The sequence below is a fragment of the Rothia mucilaginosa genome (assembly GCF_049990865.1).
GTDB lineage: Bacteria > Actinomycetota > Actinomycetes > Actinomycetales > Micrococcaceae > Rothia > Rothia mucilaginosa_I.
Map to the genome: position 1 here is coordinate 723,208 of NZ_CP188231.1, position 19,657 is coordinate 742,864.

The 19,657-nt window shown below is 60.8% G+C and carries 11 protein-coding genes and 1 tRNA gene; 8 read left to right on the forward strand and 4 right to left on the reverse strand.

The annotated features are described in order from the left end of the window. Nucleotides 1–69: 69 nt before the first annotated feature. Nucleotides 70–1,125 carry a 3-oxoacyl-ACP synthase III gene (locus tag ACP3RB_RS02945; RefSeq protein WP_426699388.1) on the reverse strand — a complete coding sequence of 352 codons (1,056 nt, stop codon included), beginning with the start codon at nucleotides 1,123–1,125 and terminating at the stop codon, nucleotides 70–72. A 310-nt stretch (nucleotides 1,126–1,435) separates the two neighbouring features. On the opposite strand from ACP3RB_RS02945, the gene ACP3RB_RS02950 reads away from it, so the two are divergent. The 6 genes from ACP3RB_RS02950 (at nucleotide 1,436) to adhP (ending at nucleotide 11,387) form a co-directional block, all read left to right on the forward strand. Then, nucleotides 1,436–4,744, forward strand: a complete 3,309-nt coding sequence (locus tag ACP3RB_RS02950) for a chromosome segregation SMC family protein (protein WP_426699389.1) — start codon at nucleotides 1,436–1,438, stop codon at nucleotides 4,742–4,744. 258 nt (nucleotides 4,745–5,002) lie between these two features. Beyond that, nucleotides 5,003–6,337: a tryptophan synthase subunit beta gene (trpB, locus tag ACP3RB_RS02955; RefSeq protein ID WP_426699390.1), complete on the forward strand. Its 1,335-nt coding sequence runs from the start codon at nucleotides 5,003–5,005 to the stop codon at nucleotides 6,335–6,337. Further along, entirely contained in the window at nucleotides 6,337–7,191 is an 855-nt protein-coding gene (trpA, locus tag ACP3RB_RS02960) for a tryptophan synthase subunit alpha (RefSeq protein ID WP_426699391.1), read from the forward strand. Before trpB ends, trpA begins: the two co-directional genes overlap by 1 nt. After that, entirely contained in the window at nucleotides 7,191–8,222 is a 1,032-nt protein-coding gene (gene lgt / locus ACP3RB_RS02965; protein WP_426699392.1) for a prolipoprotein diacylglyceryl transferase, read from the forward strand. Before trpA ends, lgt begins: the two co-directional genes overlap by 1 nt. A 289-nt stretch (nucleotides 8,223–8,511) precedes the next feature. Next, nucleotides 8,512–9,894, forward strand: a complete 1,383-nt coding sequence (locus tag ACP3RB_RS02970; protein ID WP_426699393.1) for a phosphoenolpyruvate synthase — start codon at nucleotides 8,512–8,514, stop codon at nucleotides 9,892–9,894. A 452-nt stretch (nucleotides 9,895–10,346) separates the two neighbouring features. Further along, nucleotides 10,347–11,387, forward strand: a complete 1,041-nt coding sequence (gene adhP, locus ACP3RB_RS02975; protein WP_012903352.1) for an alcohol dehydrogenase AdhP — start codon at nucleotides 10,347–10,349, stop codon at nucleotides 11,385–11,387. A 943-nt stretch (nucleotides 11,388–12,330) separates the two neighbouring features. Here the strand turns inward: adhP and ACP3RB_RS02980 are convergent. Continuing rightward, nucleotides 12,331–14,211, reverse strand: coding sequence for a GH25 family lysozyme (locus tag ACP3RB_RS02980; protein ID WP_426699394.1), 1,881 nt, complete (start codon nucleotides 14,209–14,211; stop codon nucleotides 12,331–12,333). Nucleotides 14,212–14,829: 618 nt separating this feature from the next. Next, complete coding sequence (locus tag ACP3RB_RS02985) at nucleotides 14,830–15,402, reverse strand: flavodoxin domain-containing protein (protein WP_315427669.1); 573 nt, start codon at nucleotides 15,400–15,402, stop codon at nucleotides 14,830–14,832. Nucleotides 15,403–15,924: 522 nt separating this feature from the next. On the opposite strand from ACP3RB_RS02985, the gene pyk reads away from it, so the two are divergent. Further along, nucleotides 15,925–17,388, forward strand: a complete 1,464-nt coding sequence (pyk, locus tag ACP3RB_RS02990; RefSeq protein WP_426699395.1) for a pyruvate kinase — start codon at nucleotides 15,925–15,927, stop codon at nucleotides 17,386–17,388. A gap of 289 nt (nucleotides 17,389–17,677) precedes the next feature. Here the strand turns inward: pyk and ACP3RB_RS02995 are convergent. After that, a tRNA-Leu gene (locus tag ACP3RB_RS02995) sits at nucleotides 17,678–17,760 on the reverse strand. Nucleotides 17,761–18,028: 268 nt separating this feature from the next. Between ACP3RB_RS02995 and ffh the strand changes: the two genes are divergently transcribed. Continuing rightward, entirely contained in the window at nucleotides 18,029–19,606 is a 1,578-nt protein-coding gene (ffh, locus tag ACP3RB_RS03000) for a signal recognition particle protein (RefSeq protein ID WP_426699396.1), read from the forward strand. Nucleotides 19,607–19,657 lie beyond the last annotated feature (51 nt).

Consider the following 19,657-nt stretch of genomic DNA (forward strand, 5'->3'; position numbering starts at 1 on the left):
ATGGCTAAAGGACTGCCGGTTAAGGGCAGCGACTATGGGCTACAAGGTTAAGAGCTGCCGGCTAACGGGCTACCACTGAATCTCGAGCAGGGCGGTGTTCAGGCCCGAACCCACACCCATGCACAGAATACGGTCGCCCTCCCTATAGGTGGGGGCGCACTCGGCCAGGGTCATCGGCAGCGCCGCGGCAGCTACATTGCCCCACTTCGGGAAAGTCATGGGGATGCGCTCACGCTCAATACCGACCGCCTCAATAATGGCGTTCGTGTGGGCGTTAGAAATCTGGTGAGTCACGTAGGAGGTCATGTCGTTCCACTCCCAGCCGTCCTGATGCGCCTGCTCCCACGCCTGCGCCACCAGCTCCAGGCCGTACTTGAGCAGGCCCTCGGCGTCAGTGTTCATGCCCTGATCCGCCTCGCCACCGATGCACAGGTTACGGTGCTCAGTGCCCGCGCGGGACACCGAACCGACAATGCGGTGACCCTCCGGGTGACGGTCAGCGCGACCAATCACAGCCGCCGCCGCACCCGAACCGAGGGTCAGGGTCGCGAACTGCGCCAGCACATCCTCGCGGGTCGAATCGGGGTTGTTCAGGATGCGCACCGCGGTACGGTGCCACGGGGAGGGGTCCTCGCCAGCCACAATCAGGGCGTAGTCGATAGCGCCCGCATCAATCATGGTGGAGGCGACAGTCATCGCGTTCACAAAGCCCAGGCAGGCGTTCGTAATATCGAAGTTCAGTGCGTGACGCGGCAACTCCAGGCGGTCGTGCACACCCACCGAAACGGCGGGCTCAAAGTTATCGCGAGTCACCGAAGCGTTAATCAGCAGGCCAATCTGGGAACGGTCAATGCCCGCCTCCGCAATAGCCTTCTCAGCTGCGGCAACCACGCCGTCCTCGAAGGTCTGGCCCTCAGCCCAGCCGCGGCGAGTACTAATGCCGGCAAGACGCTCCAGCAGGCCCTTGGGCATGCGCAGACGCTTGTAGGTTTGGGCCAGCTGCTCATCGAAGTAGTCGCTCGTGACGACCTCCGGAGGCAGCTCATGGGTAATGGACAGTAGAGCTGCATTAGCGTGGCGAATGTCAGAGTTTGTGCCGACCTTCTCGGCGGGTGCATTCAACAATGGTGTGGCCCTTGAAAATAGAAGTCAGTGGGATGCAAAGACGGCGGGGAAACGCACAGCGGCCCCGCAGAATTTGTGATGCTCATTCCAATCTACCGCACAGGTCGGGCGAACCCGTATCCGTAGACCCAATATGAACGCCCCCGTTCACCCGGCGCGTAAGATGGTGCACAATGAGGAACTTTGAGTCCCATTTGCTTCGTGCACGCTAACGCCGCCCGCCCACCGCACCGCGTACACTAGAGGGATGCCGCCACGCACCACAGAACGTGCCCGGCACACACCAGATTCTTTTGCAGAAAGGCCCCTTGTGCACCTGATGTCGCTGACCCTGCGCGGGTTCAAGTCTTTCGCCTCCGCCACCACTTTTGAGTTCACCCCCGGCATTAACGCGGTGGTTGGACCCAACGGCTCCGGCAAGTCCAATGTGCTGGATGCGCTCGCCTGGGTGATGGGTGAGCAGGGTGCTAAGAGTCTGCGCGGCGGCAGCATGAAGGACGTCATTTTTGCCGGCTCCGGCGAGGCTGGTTCGGGCGACGGTGCCCAGCGTGCGCCTCTGGGTCGCGCCAAAGTCACCCTGACTTTCGACAATTCTGACGGCACCTTCAGTATTCCCGCTGATCGGGTGCAGATTTCGCGCACCATGTTCCGCTCCGGCGGCAGCGAGTACGAGATTAACGGTTCCCCGGCGCGCCTTGCCGATATTCAGGACCTGCTCTCGGAGGCGGGTCTGGGGCAGCAGATGCACGTGCTCGTCGGCCAGGGCCAGCTGGACGCGGTCCTGCACGCTACCGCCCAGCAGCGCCGCGACATGATCGAGCAGGCGGCAGGCGTGGTCAAGTACCGCCGCCGCCAGGAGAAGACCAGCCGCAAGCTGGAGTCTGTGGCATCGAATGTGACCCGTCTGAGCGACCTGGTTGCCGAGCTGGATTCGCAGCTGCAACCGCTGAGCGAGCAGGCGGAATCCGCCGCGACCGCACGCCAACTGCAGGCGCGCATCCGCCAGCTGGAGGCGGTACTTTTGGCTCGTCAGCTGGGTGTTCTGCAGGCTGAGCAGGCGCAGGCTCTCGCCTCCGAAGCGGAAGGTACCCGCCGCGCCGAAACCCTGAAAGAACAGCTGGAGGCGGCGCGTGCGGCGTCCGCGAAGCATCAGCAGGAGCAGAACCGCCTGAACACCGAGGTCACCGCCTGCCAGAAAGCCGTGTCGACCCTGCGCGAGTCCGCCGCGCGCGTGCGCACCGTGCAGTCTATCGCCGCCGCGCGCGTGCGCACCTACCGTGTGGAACTGACCGAGGCGACCGCAGCCGCCCGCGCCGGATACGAACGCGCCCTGGAACTGCTGGAGGAGCGCCGCGAAGAGGCAGAGCGCGCGGTGGAAAGCTACGCCAGCTTTGAGGAGCGCTACGATGCGGCGCTGAAGAACGTTGAGAAGGCGGCATCCGAGGTGGCGCAGACTGAGCGTGCCTCGGGTGAGGCGGCGCAGTCTCGTGTCCGCGCGCAGGCTCAGCTGGATGCCGCCCGCGCCGCTGCGGTGGAGGCGACCCGCGCCTACGCGGCGGCGGCTGAGCGTGCCGCAACCCTGCGTGAGGCGCTGGGCCAGAGCATGGGGGAGTCACCCGCCGAGCCGGGCGCTGAATCCGCCGAGGCGGTGTTCGACCCCGAGACCGGCGAGCTCATGGATTCTTCGAGCAAGGGCGCGAGCCTGCTGCGCGTGCTGGATGCCGTGCAGATTGACCCCGAGTATGCGCGCGCGGCATCTGCGGCGCTGACCTCGCTGGCGACCGCGGCGTTGAGCGTGCCGGTTGAGGGTGCCGAGGCATCGCATCTGCGCGGTGATAAGGGTGACGAAAGTAGCGAGTCTGCCGCGAAGGAACTTTCAACAGAACTGCCCGAATCCTGCGCCGCCGAGCTGCGCGAGCTGGGTATCCGCCCCGCAACCGAGATCATCGAACCGCTCAGCGAGGATGCCGCCGCGCTCGCCGGCATCGACGAGCACGCCCTGGCTCGCGTGACCGCGGCGCTGAGTGAGCGCCTGGCGGGCGTGCTATTCGCGCCGGATACCGCCTCCGCAGAGCACGCCCTGCACCTGCTCGCCAAGAATGTAGACGCAGGTCAGCGCGCTATCTGGCGTATTTTTGACCCCGCGGGCACCGAACACACCCGCTACAGCCTGCTCTACCCGGCTGAGGGCGCCAGCCCCCTGGAACTTGCCGCCGCATACCGCGCCGCATCCCAGGTCGTGACCCGCACCCGCGCCGAACTGGACGAGGCCGAGCAGGCCGTTCAGCAGGCTCAGACCGCGGCAGAGGCAGCGGTTGAAGCAGAACGCGAGGCAGCGAAGGCGGCGGGCGTGGCGAGCGCCGAGCATGCCCGCGCCCGCGCCCAGGCGGAGTCCCTGGAAGTCTCCGCGCAGAACATTCAGAATGAGCGCGCCCGCCTGAACGAGCGCCTTGCCGCCGCGGAGGAATCCGTGGCGCAGGCGCGCGTCGCCTACGAGTCGGCGCGCACCCGCGAGGATTCCTACCTGGCGGGCACGGGGGAGCAGGCGCCCGCGGCGACCATTGAGCGCCGCGCCCAGCGTTTGGGTGAGGTGCTTGCCGAGCAGGTGAGCGAGCGTGAGCAACAGCTGCACGAGCTGAGTACCGCCCTGAAGAACGCCCAGGAGGGTCTGACCAGCACCAATGATGAGGTGCAGGACCTACAGGCGGCGCACGCGGCGGCGCTGACCCTGCTGGCGCGCACCCAGACGGAGGCGGTGCGCGTGCAGGAGCGTGTGCAGGCGCTGGCTGAGCGTGCCCGCCTGGTGACCGGTTTGACCCTGGAGCAGCTGGAAGAGGAGTACTCCGAGCAGCTGCCGGTTGACGTGCCCGCAGGGGAGACGGTCGAAAACGCCGTCTCCGAAAATACTGCTACCGAACATACCGCTACTGAAACGGCATCAGAGACCGCTGAAGCCTCCACCGAGAGCGTGCGCGCTCGCCTCAAGGCGACCCGCGCCGAACTGGAGGCGCTGGGCGCCATTAACCCGCTGGCGCTGGAGGAGTACGAAGCGCTTTCTGAACGCCACGCCTACCTGAACCAGCAGATTGAGGATTTGAAGGCGACCCGCCGCGACCTCAACACGGTCATGGACGAGGTGAGCTCCCACATCGCCGAGGTCTTCACCGCCGCGCTGGAGGATATTAACACCCACTACCGCCGCATCTTTGAGACCCTCTTCCCGGGAGGCGAGGGCCACCTGGAGCTGGACGACCCGTCCGATCCGTTGAATTCGGGTGTGGAGATTCACGCGCGCCCGGCGGGTAAGAAGGTGAAGCGCCTGTCGCTGCTCTCCGGCGGTGAGCGTTCGCTCGCTTCGCTGGCGCTGTTGATTGCGATTTATATGTCTCGCCCTTCGCCGTTCTACGCCCTGGACGAGGTTGAGGCGGCGCTGGATGACCGCAACCTGTCGCGCCTGCTGCAGGTGATTGGTGAGCTGGGGGAGCGTTCGCAGCTGATTGTGATTACGCATCAGAAGCGCACGATGCAGATTGCGGAGACCCTGTACGGGGTGTCGATGCGCGGTGGCGTGTCGACGGTGCTTTCTCAGCAGATGGAGGAGCTGCGCGAGCTGCTGTAGCTCGCCGCGCGCACCTCAACCTGCGCGTCCCCGACCCTGCCAAATGCACCCACCCGGGCGAACGTCACATGTCCTAGGAATGGTCATGTGCACCCCAGGGTACTGTTCACCGCCTGCACCCGGGTACTATAGGGGGATATGTGCGAACGCCGCCCCGCCCTACCCGCGGTTGGCGTGGTGTTTCGCTGTGATCAGGCCTGATGCCCCGCCCTACCCGCGGCGCGCATCCGGCGGCAACCATCCAGGGAAGGAATAGTGATGAGCGAGAACCTGGCAGATGCTTTCCTCAACGGCGAGTCGTTGAAGAATGCCCCCGGCCCCTATTTTGGTGAGTACGGCGGGCGGTGGATGCCCGAGTCGCTGATTGCCGCCATGGATGAGCTGGAGGCAACCTTTAACGAGGCGAAGAACGACCCCGAGTTCATTGCTGAGTTCCAGCGTCTTTCTGCTGAGTATTCGAACCGTCCGTCGCTACTGACTGAGGTTCCGAAGTTCTCTGGGCACGCTGGTGCGCGTGTGTTCCTCAAGCGTGAGGACCTGAACCACACCGGTAGCCACAAGATTAATAACGTGATTGGTCAGGCTCTGCTGGCTAAGCGTATGGGTAAGACCCGTCTGATTGCTGAGACTGGTGCGGGTCAGCACGGTGTTGCGACTGCGACCGCGGCTGCGCTCTTCGGCATGGAGTGCGTGGTCTACATGGGTGAGGAAGACACTGAGCGTCAGGCGCTGAACGTGGCTCGTATGCAGCTGTTGGGCGCGAAGGTGATTGCGGTTCAGAACGGTTCCCGCACCCTCAAGGACGCCATTAATGAGGCGCTGCGCGACTGGGTTTCGAACGTTGAGAACACCCACTACCTGCTGGGTACTGCCGCTGGTGCGCATCCGTTCCCGGCGATGGTGCGTTTCTTCCACGATGCTATCGGTGAGGAGGCGCGCGAGCAGATTCTTGCCGAGACTGGCCGCCTGCCCGATGGTATTGCTGCCTGCGTGGGTGGCGGTTCAAACGCGATTGGCCTGTTCCACGCGTTCTTGGACGATTCTTCGGTTGAGATTTACGGTTTTGAGGCTGGCGGCGACGGCGTGGAGACCGGTCGTCACGCGGCGACCATTACTCTGGGCCGCCCGGGCATGCTGCACGGCGCGATGACCTACCTGATGCAGGATGAAGACGGTCAGACCATTGAGTCCCACTCGATTTCTGCCGGTCTGGATTACCCGGGTGTGGGTCCGGAGCACTCCTACCTGTCCGATATTGGTCGCGTGACCTACGAGCCGGTGACTGACACCGAGGCGATGGACGCTCTGCGTCTGCTCTGCCGTACCGAGGGTATTATTCCGGCGATTGAGTCCTCGCACGCTCTGGCGGGTGCGTTGCGCGTGTGCCAGCGTTGGGCTGCTGAGGATCCGGAGGCGGCACGCGAGAAGACGATGATTGTCTGCCTGTCCGGTCGTGGCGATAAGGACATGGAGACCGCGCTGAAGTGGTTCGGTCTGGGTAAGGCGATTCCGTCCTCGACCCTGATGACCGGTAATAAGGAAGCTGCCGCATCCGCTGCACAGAACGCACAGGCTGAAAGTGAGGCTAAGTAATGAGCTACCAGGACGCTATTTCTCAGGCGGCACCCTTTGAGGTGTTGGACGGTACGTTCCCGACTACTAACCCCGATTCGCCTCTGGCGGCTCGTCTGGCTGAGTGCGAGAAGCAGGGCCGTGCGGCGCTGATTGGCTACCTGCCGGTGGGCTTCCCGACCCTGGATGAGTCGATTGACGCGGCGATTGCTCTGGGCAATAACGGCGCGGACATTATTGAGCTGGGCGTTCCCTACTCCGACCCGGTCATGGATGGTCCGGTGATTCAGAAGGCGACCGGCGTGGCGCTGGAGAACGGTTTCAAGCTTCCTCAGCTGTTTGAAGCGGTCCGCCGTATTACCGAGGCGACCGACGCGGTGGTTGTCGTGATGACGTACTGGAACCCGGTTCTGGCGTACGGTGTGAAGAATTTTGCGCGTGATTTGGCGGCTGCCGGTGGCGCGGGCATGATCACCCCGGACCTGGTGCCTGATGAGGCGTCGGCGTGGTTTGAGGCTTCTGACGAGTACGGTCTGGATCGTATTTTCTTGGCTGCTCTGTCTTCTTCGCCGGAGCGTCTGTCGACCATTGCGAAGGCGTCGAGCGGTTTCGTGTACGCCGTGTCGGTGATGGGCGTGACCGGTGCCCGCACCTCCGTGTCGGAGGCGGCTCGCACCCTGGTTGCGGACATTAAGGCTGCCGGTGCGCCTCGTGCGTGCGTGGGTCTGGGTGTTTCGACTCGTGCCCACGTTGAGGAGATTGGCGAGTATGCGGACGGCGTGATTGTCGGTACCGCGCTGGTGAAGGCTTTGGCTTCTGGCGGTGTTGAGGCGGTGGCTAAGCTGACCCGTGAGCTGGCGGGGCGTGAAGGCTAATGTCTGATGTACTGTCGCTGGCGAGCGTGCCGGTAGCTAACGTGCTGGCGTCGATTCCGTCACCGAGCGTTTCGTACCTGCAGCTGGGCCCGTTCCGTGTGCATTTCTATGCCCTGTGCATTCTTGCGGGTATGGCGGTGTGCTTGTGGCTGGGTTCTCGCCGTTGGAAGGCGGCGGGCGGTACCCCTGAGCGCGTTTTCGATGTGGCGATGTGGGCTATTCCGGCGGGCATTATTGGTGCCCGCGCCTACCACGTGCTGATTACTGACCCGGGTAGCTATTTCGGTCCGAATGTTGCTGATCCGTGGGCTTTCCTGAAGATTTGGGAGGGCGGCATCGGCATTATGGGTGCCGTGTCGGTTGGTGCGTTGGGTGCCTGGTATGGTTGCCGCCGCTACGGGATTAATTTCCCTGCCTTTGCGGATGCGGTAGCGCCGGGTATTCTGCTGGCTCAGGCGTTTGGTCGCTGGGGTAACTGGTTCAACCAGGAGCTGTTCGGCAAGCCGACGACTCTGCCGTGGGGCCTGGAGATTAGCGCTTCGAGCGGTAATTTCCCGACCCAGTATCCGGCGGGTACGCTGTTCCATCCGACATTCCTGTACGAGTCGCTGTGGAACCTGCTGGGTGTGGCGTTGCTGCTGTGGCTGGGCCGTAAGGGCGTGCTGAAGCTGGGTCAGACCCTGTGGCTGTACGTGTTCTACTACGGTGTGGGTCGCCTCTTCATTGAGATGTTCTTGCGTATTGATACCTCGGAGATGCTCTGGGGCGTTCGTATTCACGTGTGGACTGCTCTGCTGTTGGTTCTGCTGGGTGCTGCTGGTTTTGTGGTGGCTGGTCGTCGTGCGGCGGCGAAGGTTGCTGCGGGTATTGAGCCGGCTCCTGCGGAGTTCGCTCCGAAGCCTGCCGCAGATGAGTCTGCAGAGGACGCTGAGGAGAAGGCATCCGAGAAGGCAGCCGAGAAGGCAGAGCCCGCCGAGGATTCTGACTCTTCTGAGTCTTCGACGAAGGACTCCCAGGCGAAGGACTCCTAGACAAAGGGCTCCTAGCTTTCATCTAAATTCATAGAAAACCGCCGGATGGGGAAGAACCCCCGTCCGGCGGTTTTTTGTACCTGCTTCTCCACTCTGGCGTTCTTCCAAGCGTATGCAGAATTCATAGGCTGGTATGCGGTAGCGCCATGCATGGATTTAGGCCGCTGAGAAGGCATAATAGAGGTATTGCATGTGGTGGGCATCCGCGTAAGGAGTATGAGGCTCTTCGAGTGGTGATGTCTGCCTCGTCTGCGTTTAGAAACACCCACTCAACGTACAGGATTTTATCGTGAGCTCTTCTTCCGGCGATTTTTCGCGCGCCGTTTCTCCTTCTTCTCGTGCAGGTCTGTCGCGCCGCCGCCTGGTGGCTGGTGCGGCGTGGGCTACCCCGGTCGTTGTGGCGTCGTCGGTGATTCCGGCGTATGCGGCTTCTGATGAGGAAGGCGAGTGCACCGGCCCTTACGAGGATTCGACGATGATCACTGCCGGTGACGGCGTGAAGAAGGTTGCCGTGCTGACGGTTCCTGCGGGCGCTAAGCGTATGCGTTTTACCGCTGTGGGCGGTGCTGGCGGCACGAACTACACTGTGGCTGATGCCGGTTCCGGCGCCATGGTGGAGGGTTCTATGGCTGTGCGCGGCGGCCAGACTATTAGGTTGACTGCCGGTTCGGGCGGTATCGGTAATGGCGAGCTGAACCCTGCTGAGGGCGGCGACGGCTACGGTGTGGGTGGCTCCTCGAAGGCTTCTTCGCCGGTTCCCGCGAATGTTGTTTCTGCAATTAACGATTTGACCCGCATTTCTGGCGGTGTGACCGGTCGCGGCGGCATGAGCGCTGTGCTGTATTCGGCGTCCGGTGGTGGTTCCTCCGCTATTGAGGTGGATGGCGTGCCGATGATTGTTGCCGGTGGTGGTGGCGGTGCCGGTGTGCTGGCGTCGTATGCGACGGTTCTGCCGAACCCCGCGAATGCGGGTGCTGTGCGCCCGACCGCGCACTATTCGCTGGATAGCTCCGGCGGTGAGCACCAGTTCAGCACCGGTGGTGGCGCTGGTTCGGGTGACGGTGACGGTTCGCCCGGTTTTGTTGGTTTCACCTCGTACGAGGCGCAGTCTAATCCGATTTTGACGGTGAACCCGGGTTCGGGCGCTGCCGGTGGTGTGGGAGGCGCTGGCGGCGAGAAGCTGAACCCGCCGACTGCTGACGGCCCGGTGATTGGTTTTTCGAGCACCTCCACTCAGAAGCTGGTGAGCACTGCGACTGCCGGTGCGGCGGGTGCGAGCGGTTTCCGTGCGAAGGGCGCCGATGGTGTGGCGAGCTATTCGTACCAGTGGGATCAGACTCCGGAGGGTGTCGATAACCGCCCGTCGAACGCTGGCGAGCTGTTTAACGGCTACCAGTCGGTGGTTTCTGGAGGCGGTGGCGCCGGTTATGGCGGCGGCGGCTCCGGCGCTGCGTTGAGCGTTTCGGCTCGTGTGGTGTCGCAGAAGTGGAATAATGATTCGGCTCGTGCCCGCTATGCGGTGGGTTCGGTGCAGCTGGCTGGCGGTGGTGCTGGCGGCGGTACGTTCATGGATTCTACGGTGCGCATCATGGATCTGGGTTGGGCGTTGAACGCTCCGAATGGTCCGGGTGAGCGCGGTGCCGGCTATATTGAGGTTGCTTTCTGCTTCTAGACGGCTTCTAGGCGGCGGCTGCGAGCTTCTAGAGCTGCTATGAGCCTGTAGGAATCGTATAGGTGCAGATTGAACCCTTTCTTTAGGGTGGTATGCGCCTCAAACTTAATATTTAAATTTTTTCTGAATGCCTCCCAGACCGCTGGTTTGGGAGGCATTCTCATCTTCTGTGTCGGTTCGTCATAGCGTCATATCAACCTTTGGCGGTTTAGCGCATTGGTCGGAATAGACCTTATCGAAAGCTCATCCTCGCTCGCGTGCCGACCCCTAAATAACCCCTCTGTCATATTCGGGGGTGAACCTTTAGATTGGCGGCTCATCATTTTACGGTGGAGATGTAAAGAATACGCGCGCCCACCCCGCTAGGTTGCACAGCGCAGATTGCGGCTTACAGATTGCGGCTTGCAGATTGCGGTTTGAGCGCGGCCACCGATGACTAAGGAGTTTAGATCATGTGCAAGGAAACCATGAAGGCTGTTGTTGTCCCTGAGAAGGTTGACGGTTCGGTTGTTGTCCGTGAGGTTCCCGTTCCGGCTGTCGGTCACGGCCAGGCGCTCGTGAAGATTGAGTACTCGGGCGTGTGCCACACTGACCTGCACGTGGCTTCCGGTGACTTCGGTGAGGTTCCGGGCCGTATTCTGGGCCACGAGGGTATCGGCCGTGTCGTCAAGGTTGGCGAGGGTGTTGAGTCCCTGAAGGAAGGTGACCGCGTGTCGGTGGCTTGGTTCTTCGAGGGCTGCGGCCACTGTGAGTACTGCACCTCGGGTCGTGAGACCCTGTGCCGTTCGGTGAAGAACGCAGGCTACTCGGTTGACGGCGGCATGAGCGAGTACACCCTGGTGACCGCTGATTACGCTGTGAAGGTTCCCGAGGGCCTTGACCCGGCGCAGGCTAGCTCCATTACCTGCGCTGGTGTGACCACCTACAAGGCAATCAAGGAGTCGCTGGTCCGCCCGGGTCAGTGGCTGGTTGCTTACGGTGCTGGCGGTCTGGGTAACCTGGCTGTTCAGTACGCTAAGAAGGTTTTCGGCGCCAAGGTTATCGCTGTTGACATCAACGATGACAAGCTGGCTCTGGCTCGTGAGACCGGCGCTGACCACGTCATCAACGGCCGTGAGGTTGAGGACGTTCCGGCTCGTATTCGCGAGCTGACCGGCGGTGGCGCTCACGCTGCTGTGGTGACCGCAGTGTCGAAGGTTGCATTCAACCAGGCTGTTGAGTCGGTTCGTGCGGGCGGTTCCGTGGTGGCTGTTGGTCTGCCCTCGGAGATGATGGAGCTGTCCATTGTGAAGATTATTCTGGACGGCATCCGCGTGGTGGGCTCCCTGGTGGGCACCCGTCAGGATCTGGCGGAGGCGTTCCAGTTCGGTGCTGACGGCATCGTGGTTCCGGTGGTTCAGCTGCGTGAGGTTGACGAGGCACCGGCTGTCTTCGAGGAAATGGCGGCAGGTAAGATTACCGGCCGTATGGTTCTGGACTTCGCTAGCCTCTAAGCTGGCGGATGATTCGAGGCGCCCGGTAGGGCTTCAAGGTCTCACTCGGCTGGGGTCTTGCCGGTAGTTTCGATGGTTATAACGCCTAGGGCGCATCCCGTGTGGCGAGGGAGTAGGGGTACTCTTTCTGCTGTGCATACGACGCGGGGTGCGCCTTAGTGTTTTAATGCGGCGTTTTAGGGCCCCGGTTTATAGATACGGGTTTATAGCTGCGGGTTTTTGAGAGCCGTTATCGTAAGGGACTGAAAACCCCTGTGAGTACTAGGTACCTAAACGTAATATACGCGGGAATTTATTTTGAAATATCCGCGGAAATATATCAAAATTCCCGCTAAATTAGTTCAATAGAGCATCTTATTTGACATCTAAAGACCTTAAAATGCATGCTTGAATTGTAAACATTCAACCACTGGTTGAGGCGTAATATTTGTCGAAGAGATAGGTTTTGAACACCCTTGCACATACCCTTGATGTAACGGGATGTAACGTGTGAAGGTTTCGGCCCTCCTAGATATCGATTCCTTCTCCCGGAACGTTATACCCGGGTGAATTTCAGCATCTTCGTACCGTGCCGTTATTCACCGTTGAGTCCTACTTCCGGTTAGGCGCCCCTCTAGACACCTTCGGAAGAGGTCTCACAAGATTAGTGTGGGCCCCACGGACATAGTCAATGGGGACTATGTCCGCCACACTAATCCGAAATTCTTGGACAATTCCGCAATAACGCTTCGCGGCGGCGCACCGCCTCGACATAAATTTACCTGCCGGCACGGGTAACATAGCCGGGTTCTCTACTCACTCGGTAACCCACCCGCTACAGAACGCATCTTGATTTTTGTGTTGTTCAGAAGATGCGCCCTGCAGCAAAAGAACGAGGGGCACCTCTGCCAGGTGCCCCTCGTTTTCCTATGCGCGTTTTATCGTTGGCTAGATGCCACGCTGCTTAGTAGATGCCACGCCGTGCGGTCCAGCGGATCGTGCCGCGCTCAAAATCCATGTAGTACACGCCGTTTACATAGGTTTCGTCGCCGCGTGCCGCACCGTAGCGGGCGGTGTTCTTCTCCCAATGCTTGAAGATTGCGCCGTTACCGTTGGTCTCGTACGCACCGTACGCATCCGACCAGAGCAGTACCTTGCCGGAGGCGAATCGCACCTGAGCACCCGTGGAGGTGGCGGTTTCGTCGGTCACCGGGGCACCCCAGGTACTGCGGTGCTGCAGGAAGCGGTGGTAGAACGCGCCGCCGGTGTGTAGGCGGTGGGTGCCGGTCTGTGCGGACCACACGTAGGTGGTGCTGCCGGTGAATTCCTGCTTGATGAGGCCGTTACCCAGGTTCTGTTCATCGGTGGTGGGGGCGCCCCTCATGCCTGCTTTGCGCCAGGTCCAATAAATGTCACCGCGCTCGTTGATGATGTGGGTGCCGGTAGCGGCAGACCAGTAGCCGCCCTCACCGTTGGCGAAGGAGACCGCCATGGTGTCGGATCGGGTTTCCTCGTTGGTGGTCAGGCCGCGGAATCGTGCCACGTCGGAGCGGAACTTCTGGTCCAGGCCGCCGTTGGTGACCAGCCAGTGCGAGCCGTGGGAGTTCGTCCAGTAGATGGTCTTACCGTTGGTGAACTTCTGCGCGTACACGCCGTGACCCAAAGAGTATTCGGTGCCAATCGGGTTGCCGTAGAAGGCGCGGTTCTTATTCCAGAAGCCACCGATGCCGGTACGAATATCAATCGAGCCGGTCGCAGTGGTCACCACATTCGAATCCTGACCGTTCGCCCAATTGCGGTGTACCGCGTTGGGGTTCTTCGCCAGAACCTTCAGATCGTTCACGGTGCCGGGGAAGAAGTTCGAGTCACCCACGAACGGGCCGGAGTCGGTGAACTGCCAAATGTCGTAGCCGCTCCAACCCGCCGGAATTGCACCGACCACGGTCGAGTAGCTTGCCAAGTGCAGTAGCAGAGTACCGAACTGCGGCGAACCCACGCACTGCGACCACCAGGAGGTTGCAGTGTACACCATCGGGGCGCGACCGGTCAGCGAACGATAGGTGTCCACAAAGTCACGGGTCCAGGCGGTCAGCTGCGCCGGGGTCATGTTGTAGCAGGTGTTGCCGTAGGCCGGGTAGGGGTTGAATTCGATGTCCAGCAGGCCCGGTAGGGTCTGGCCGTCGGCACTCCAACCGCCGCCGTTCTGCACGAAGTAGCGCGCCTGATCGGCACCCGAAGAGGTACGGGGGTTCGCAAAGTGGTAGGCGCCGCGCACCATGCCGACCCGTGCCGAGCCGTTGTACTGCTGAGCGAAGTAGGGGTTGGTGTAGTAGCCACCCTCGGTCGCCTTCACATAGGCGAAGCGGGAACCAGCGGCGTAGGCGCTCGCCCAGTCCACGTTCTGCTGGTGCGAGGAGACGTCCATGCCGAGGGTACCGCCGGAGGGAGCCCACGCGGAGCGGCCTTGTGCCAGTGCCTGACCGGAAGCCAGACCCTGCGCGGAGCTCTGGGTTGCAGAAATACCGCTTGCAGAAATACCACTCAGGGTCGCGGTAGAAGCGGGGGAGGTGGCGCCGGTGCGCGCGTTCGCGGTGCCCAGGCGTTCGCGTTCACCCGCGCCCATGGCGGGGTTGGAGCGTTCGACCAGGGACGCATCCGGGGCGGGAGCGTAGCTGAGCTCTTCGTAGGATGCGTTGGGGTTGACCTCTGCGGCTGCGCTCATGGTGGGAGCGGCAAATGCGGCGGGAACGGAGGTGAAGGATGCAGCGACCAGGGCGAGTGCACCTGCGGACGCCACGATAGAGCGGGCTGCCGCGGAGCGCGCGGCAGTCTGGAGTTTCTTCATGATTTTGCCTGTATTCGAGTGAGTGTGTCGATGTAGCCTTGTGTGTGCGGGCTTACGAGCGAATATGCGGGTAGTTGATTGTTTGGGGTATATCAACCGTTGCTGTGACAACCGGTGGACACAGCTAACAGCCTACGGTACTTGCACCGCTGTGCGCAATGTTTTTTGCGCATCATCCTGCGAGATATAACTTTCACATAGTGCACAGTAATTTGGGGTCTTCTGGGGAACTGTTTTGTTTTGGGGCTTGTCGGTGCATTTATTGGGCTCAAATTTTTGCGAAAAATTTTAGGTGTGCGACACGCCGGGGCATTGCGAATTTCACTCTGTGGACTGCTGTGTCGGGGCGTAGCTGGGGTGTAGCCAGAGCATAAGGAAAGGGGTGGGCCGCACACACAAAGACCCACCCCTCATGTTCCGGGTACTGTAATTAGCGCGGCCTCGCACCGGTACCCGGAGTTTCATGGTCGATGCAGGAGAGATGAAGAGTCATCGACCACGCTATGGTGCCTGTTGGCACGTTTATCTCGGTGAGCCCCGCCCGCTCTCTCGGCTTATCGCCGTGCCTACCCGAGAGGGGCAGGCGGGGTCAACAAAAGTTAGTGTTTCCCGAAGGGTTTAGAGGAACTTTGCGATGTCCTCAATGAGCGGCTTGAGAGTCTCGCGGTCGATGTACTCAGCCTTGCCGGTCTTGTAGCATTCGAGCATCTGCTGAATACCTTCGTTCGGGTGCGGGTTTGCCATGAGCCATGCGCGCACCGGGCCCTTCAGGGCGGTCTTGTGAGCCAGCGAAATCTTGTCGAAGTCGATACCGCCACGCAGGTGGTAGACGGGGCGACCCTCGGTCAGTTCGGGGGTGTAGCTCTTGGCGACGGCCTTGTCCAGCAGCTTCTTGGAGTATTCACCGGTGAAAGAGACGGTGAAGAACGCGGTGCGGTTCTTCTTGGGTGCAATGATAGGCAGGATCTTCTTGCGAAGTGCCGGTGCGCCGTTGAGGAATCCACCGTAGTCGCTGCCGGCAATCACGAAGGCGTCGAATGCCTCTGCCTGCTCGGGGGTGACCTTGGAGGCGGGGACAATCTCAACTTCGGGAGCCTGCGGGAGTGCACGCAGATCTTCTGCCAGCCAGGTGGCGTACTGTTCGGTGTAGCCGTAGGTGGAGCCGAAGATAATCAGCACGCGAGTAGTCATCTGTGAACCTTCCAGATATATTTCGCATTTCAAATACTAATTATGGGTTCCAATATAGGCTAGGCGCGCGAAAATGTGAAATCGCCCAGCTTTTGGATGCCCCATCTATCTTCTCACAGCCCACTCTGAGTGTCTCTATGTTTTTGAAACACGCCCGAAGGTTCTCGAGTGTGACTAAATATTGCGCAATGGCTGGTTTCTATGAGTAAAAAGCACCCTAATTTACTTTCCGGGGTGAGGAGGGGTAGTGGGTGTGAAAACTGGCTTTCCGTGGCATGCCTGGCGGGTGGGAGGTGGTGCTCAAAATGCGACGTGAAACACAAATTCTTCGATGGAAAGAGTTGGGGGAACCATACCCAAGCGGGCTTAAAACCCCTATAATTGAGAAAGAGTCCCACACATCCGGCACGTGGTTAACTGTTAGAACGCGTGGGAATAATTGGGAATTTGACGTTAGTCTTCCCCGGAAAACCAGTGTGAACCTCCAACGGTCACACAAAACAACACACAAAGGTTAGGTACATGAGGCGCGCAAAAATCGTTGCAACCATCGGTCCGGCAATCGAGTCCCCCGAGAAGATCTCCGAGGCAATCAAGGCTGGCCTGAACGTCGCCCGTCTGAACATGAGCCACGGTGACCACGCCGAGCACCAGGCACGCTACAACACCATCCGTGAACAGTCTGCAAAGCTCGGTAAGGACGTTGCTATCCTCGCCGACCTGCAGGGCCCCAAGATCCGCCTCGAGCGCTTCGCAAACGGCAAGGAATACCTTGAGCCCGGCGCAGACTTCACCATCACCTCCGAAGACGTTGAAGGTACCGCAGAAATCTGTGGCACCACCTACAAGGGCCTGCCCGGCGACGTCAAGCTCGGCGACAAGCTCCTGCTCGACGACGGTAAGATCCGCCTCGAAGCAATTGAGGTTACCCCCACCCGTGTTCGCACCCGCGTGGTCGTCGGTGGCCCCATCTCCAACAACAAGGGTATTAACCTGCCCGGTGCAGCGGTCTCCCTGCCCGCACTGACCGAGAAGGACGCAAACGACCTGCGCTTCGCACTGAAGATGGGTGCAGACATTATTGCACTCTCCTTCGTTCGTACCGGTGCAGACGTTGACCCCGTCCACAAGATCATGGAAGAAGAGGGTATTCGCGTACCCGTCATCGCCAAGATCGAGAAGCCTCAGGCGGTTGATAACCTGCAGGACATCATCGACAAGTTCGACGGCATCATGGTCGCTCGTGGTGACCTCGGTGTTGAGCTGCCCTTCTCCGAGGTTCCCCTCGTCCAGAAGAAGGCTATCGACATGGCACGCCGCTGGGCAAAGCCCGTCATCGTGGCAACCCAGGTGCTCGAGTCCATGACCGACAACCCCGTTCCTACCCGTGCAGAGGTTTCTGACTGCGCTAACGCAATCCTCGACGGTGCAGACGCGGTAATGCTCTCCGGTGAGACCTCGGTTGGTAAGTACCCGATCCTGACCCTGCAGGCAATGGCTGAAATCGTCAAGGACACCGAAGAGGGCGGCCTGTACCGCGTGCCCGAGCTGGACCGCAAGCCCCGCACCCGCGGTGGCGCAATCACTCGTGCAGCAGTGAACATCGCCGACCAGCTGGATGCGAAGCTCATCGTGACCTTCACCCAGTCCGGTGACTCGGCACGTCGTTTGGCACGTCTGCGCCCCGAGACCCCGATCGTTGCGTTCACCACCAGCCCGAAGGTTCGCTCCTTCCTCTCCATGCTGTGGGGTGTTGACGCTGAGCAGGTTGAGATGATCACCGATCAGGAAGATATGTTCCACTTCGTGGATGAGTACCTGCTCAAGAATGGTCTGGCAGAAGCTGGCGACCTGGTCGTCGTTGCTGCCGGTGCTCCCGCAGGCCGCGCAGGTACCACCAACATGGTTCAGGTACACCGCGTCTCCGGTGCTGAGGGCGAGCGTGAAACTCTGCGTCCTTACGAGGAGGACGAGGTCAAGCGCTAAGCCGCTTGCTCTTTCTGAGTGATTTTTTGAAGGGTAGCCGGGGCTAGTTCCCGGAATATACTGCCCGATGTACAGAAACCACTCGATGCATAGAAGCCGCCGTCCGGTCGTGAATTCTCACGGCTGGGCGGCGGTTTCTTGTGTCTCTTCTCGTGTCTTCATCGTTGCCGTATCTGATGCACGGATGGGCTCTGATGCGTGGGTAGACCGCAAGCGGGCCGCGAGTGGGCGCAGGGCGAATATGCAAAAAGCGGCGGGAAAGCTTCAAACTTTCCCGCCGCTTGTGCGTTGGTGCCCGAGGTGGGACTCGAACCCACACTCCGAAGAACCTGATTTTGAGTCAGGCGCGTCTGCCAATTCCGCCACTCGGGCGTATCACGCATTCGTGCGTAACACCTTTAGAATTCTAACCCAGGCTGTCTAGAAAATCTAATCTATCTGACGTGTTGAGCCGGCTGAGGCGGGGTGCGGGAGGGGGTGTTGAGCGTAAATCCTGAGCTCAGGGTGAACCGGCGCCACTTATCCACAGGTGGAGGCGGGGGAGAAAGCGCGCATCCTGTATCCTTAAAGACTGACTAACCATCCCCGTTCGCCTTCGCGGCTGGGGGCCACCTCAACGTTAAGAAAGTGATCACGGCTCGTGTTCAATTCTCTCTCCGACCGCTTGACGGCAACTTTTAAGAACCTGCGCGGCAAGGGCCGCCTCTCCGAGGCAGACATTGATGCAACCGTCCGCGAAATCCGCCGCGCCCTGCTCGACGCTGACGTCGCCGTCCCCGTGGTCCGCGAATTTACCGCCCACGTGAAGGAACGCGCTCTCGGTGCGGAAGTTTCCGAGGCGCTGAACCCCTCCCAGCAGATCGTCAAGATCGTGAACGAGGAGCTGGTGAGCATCCTCGGCGGTTCGACCCGCCGCATCAACATGGCGAAGAGCGGCCCGACCATCATCATGCTGGCGGGTCTGCAGGGTGCCGGTAAGACCACCCTGGCTGGCAAGCTGGCTCACTGGCTGAAGGGCCAGGGCCACACCCCGATGCTGATCGCATCCGACCTGCAACGCCCCAACGCGGTGACCCAGCTGAAGGTTGTTGGCGAGCGCGCGGGCGTGCCCGTGTACGCGCCGCACCCCGGTGTGACCAGCGAGTTTGACGTACCCACCGGCGATCCCGTGCAGGTGGCACGTGACGGTGTGGCTGAGGCTCGCGCTAAGCTGCACGACGTGGTGATTGTCGATACCGCGGGTCGTCTGGGTGTTGACGCTGAGCTCATGCAGCAGGCACGCAATATTCGTGACGCTATTGAGCCGCACGAAGTTCTGTTCGTCATCGATGCGATGATCGGTCAGGACGCCGTGAACACCGCTAACGCCTTCAACGAGGGCGTGGACTTCACCGGTGTGGTCCTGTCTAAGCTTGATGGTGACGCCCGCGGTGGTGCGGCACTGTCGGTGGCTTCGGTGACCGGCAAGCCGATTATGTTCGCGTCTACCGGTGAGAACGTCACTGACTTTGAGCAGTTCCACCCGGACCGTATGGCAAGCCGCATCCTGGATATGGGTGACATCCTGACTCTGATTGAGCAGGCTGAAGCTCAGTGGGATAAGGCTGAAGCCGACCGCATGGCGAAGAAGTTCATCGATCAGGAAGACTTCACTTTTGAGGACTTCCTGGCTCAGATGCAACAGATTCGTAAGCTCGGTTCCATGAAGAAGCTGCTCATGATGATGCCGGGTGCGGCTCAGATGCGTCAGCAGCTTGAGGCTTTTGACGAGCGCGAGATTGACCGCGTGGAGGCGATTGTTCGCTCCATGACCCCGCATGAGCGTGTGGCTCCGCGCATCATTAACGGTTCTCGCCGTGCCCGTATCGCTAAGGGTGCGGGTGTGACCGTGTCTGAGGTGAACCAGCTGATGGAGCGTTTCGCTCAGGCTCAGAAGATGATGAAGAAACTCGCTTCGGGCAAGATGCCCGGCATGCCCGGTGGTATGCAGATGCCCGGTATGGCGGCTGCGGCGGGTGGCGCTCGTAAGAACGCGAAGAACAACAAGAAGAAGAAGGCTCGCTCCGGCAACCCGCAGAAGCGTGCGGCGCAGGAGGCGGCAACAGCTAAGGCGCAGCAGGCTCGCGCCGGTGCTGCATTCGGTCAGCAGGCTCAGAACCAGGAGATGGATCTGTCCAGCATGAACCTGCCGAAGGGCTTCGAGAAGTTCCTGCAGTAAGAACAAATATGAGCCCCTAAAGGGGTGGTACGGGTGCGCACGTGGTGACGG

What these genes read in the sequence shown, in the direction of transcription:
- trpB (WP_426699390.1), top strand. Translation starts at nt 5,003, where the DNA reads ATGAGCGAGAACCTGGCAGATGCTTTCCTCAACGGCGAGTCGTTGAAG.
- trpA (WP_426699391.1), top strand. Translation starts at nt 6,337, where the DNA reads ATGAGCTACCAGGACGCTATTTCTCAGGCGGCACCCTTTGAGGTGTTG.
- lgt (WP_426699392.1), top strand. Translation starts at nt 7,191, where the DNA reads ATGTCTGATGTACTGTCGCTGGCGAGCGTGCCGGTAGCTAACGTGCTG.
- adhP (WP_012903352.1), top strand. Translation starts at nt 10,347, where the DNA reads ATGTGCAAGGAAACCATGAAGGCTGTTGTTGTCCCTGAGAAGGTTGAC.
- ACP3RB_RS02980 (WP_426699394.1), bottom strand. Translation starts at nt 14,211, where the DNA reads ATGAAGAAACTCCAGACTGCCGCGCGCTCCGCGGCAGCCCGCTCTATC.
- ACP3RB_RS02985 (WP_315427669.1), bottom strand. Translation starts at nt 15,402, where the DNA reads ATGACTACTCGCGTGCTGATTATCTTCGGCTCCACCTACGGCTACACC.
- pyk (WP_426699395.1), top strand. Translation starts at nt 15,925, where the DNA reads ATGAGGCGCGCAAAAATCGTTGCAACCATCGGTCCGGCAATCGAGTCC.